At 45.0% G+C, this 1,829-nt stretch carries 1 protein-coding gene and 1 pseudogene; one reads left to right on the top strand and one right to left on the bottom strand.

Going from position 1 to position 1,829, the window contains the following annotated elements:
* Window positions 1-387: pseudogene (locus tag F6K38_RS40945) on the top strand (glutamine synthetase); the annotation flags it as partial.
* 130 nt (window positions 388-517) lie between these two features.
* On the opposite strand, the gene F6K38_RS40950 reads toward F6K38_RS40945, so the two are convergent.
* A partial coding sequence (locus tag F6K38_RS40950; RefSeq protein ID WP_287360560.1) for a tetratricopeptide repeat protein occupies window positions 518-1,829 on the bottom strand: 1,312 nt, incomplete at its 5' end.

The raw sequence follows: 1,829 nt of genomic DNA on the forward strand, positions 1-1,829 counted from the left end.
GCGGTCAGGGTACCGAGTAACCCAGACGGTGAGAGTCCAACAAATTTTGAACTGAAAACTGTTGATGCTTCTTCTAATCCTTATCTAGCCTTGGGAGCAGTAATTGCGGCTGGCTTGGATGGAATTCTTAACAGTTTGGAATTGGGAGAAGCCGTGGCGGTAGATCCAGGACATTTGACAGAATTAGAACGTAGTCAGAGGGGTATTGAGTTATTGCCAACAACTTTAGGGGAAGCGATTGGTAACTTAAGTGGTGATCAAATACTGTTGGATGCCTTAGGAGTAGAATTGGCTCAAGCCTATCTAGCAGTAAGGAAAGCCGAGTGGGAAGCAATGAAAGATTTTGAGTTGGAGGAGGAAGTCGAGCTTTTATTAGAGCGATATTGAGCCAATTGATATTGGTGAGAATTCAGCTATAAGCTATAAGCTTATAGCTTACGCATAGTTGTTTATATTTCGAATTAGAAAGGGAACGTGATAGGATAAAAAATCCCACTTGTTCTAATCGCAACCGTGTTTATCTTTGATTAGCAAGAGGGCAACGTTTGACTTCGTATGATGCCTGTTGTGTACCCCTGATTCGGCTTATTGCTACCTCCAATCTACTCAGCTTTTCTTGTAAACCACGGTACTGAATTTCAGCAACACGTAGATTCTCTGCTGCAACTTGCTTTTTATCGTTTAACTGACGTAGTTTTCCCTGAGATACATTTATGTTCTCTTCCAAACTGCGTATTTTTCCTCGAAGAGCAACTAAACGCTCTTGTGATGTATGTACTTCACTGCGGAAAGTATCTCGCTGTTTTTGTAGGGTTTTGATTTCCCTTCCCACAGCTACTCGTTTCTGGTCTAAGCCTCGTTGTTCACGGCGAGAGGCTTCTAGCCGTTCTTGGGCAGTTTTGATTTCCCTTCCCACAGCTACTCGTTTCTGGTCTAAGCCTCGTTGTTCACGGCGAGAGGCTTCTAGCCGTCCTTGGGAAGTTTTAATTTGCCCTCGCACAGCCACTAGTTTCTGGTCTAAGCCTCGTTGTTCACGGCGAGAGGCTTCTAGCCGTTCTTGGGCAGTTTTGATTTCCCTTCCTACAGCCACTAGTTTCTGTTCTAAACTTTGGCGTTCTGCCTTGAAAGATTTAAACCGTTCTTGGATAGTTTGAATTTCGCCTCTGAGAGCCACTAACTGCTGCTGAGATTGACGCACTTGGGCTTGAGACGATTCTAGTTGTGATTGTGCGGTTTGAATTTTGCCTGTCAGAGCCACTAACTGCTGCTGAGATTGACGCACTTGGGCTTGAGACGATTCTAGTTGTGATTGTGCGGTTTGAGTTTTGCCTGTCAGAGCCACTAACTGCTGCTGAGATTGACGCACTTGGGCTTGAGACGATTCAAGCTGTGCTGTTGCTGTCTGGGTTTCACTGCGAAGGAGAAGGAGTTTGTCTTCAGCCGTGCTGATCTCAGTGCGAACTGCAACAAGTCTTTGCTGTGAGGTTTGTAACTCCCCTTGAGATTCTCCTGAAGTTTGTAAAACTGTCAGTAATCCAGCGACTTCCACATCGTCAGGCTCGTATTTTGCTGCTTTTTTAAAGGAAGCGATCGCATGTTCGTAGGGACCGATGCGATAGAGGGCAAATCCTCGCTGTTTCCAAGCCAAAGAGTTTTGAGCATCAAGTTGAATCGCCTTGTCAAAATCGGTGATTGCTTTTTCATATCGACCGAGTTGATAAAAAGCTGTGCCTCGGTCAATCCAAATTGAAGCAGCTTTGGCATCCACTTCCAGTACTTGGTTGTAGAATGCGATCGCCTCAGAATACCGTTTCAAATCATAAAGCAGC

The organism is Moorena sp. SIO3B2, from assembly GCF_010692525.1.
GTDB classification, from domain to species: domain Bacteria; phylum Cyanobacteriota; class Cyanobacteriia; order Cyanobacteriales; family Coleofasciculaceae; genus Moorena; species Moorena producens.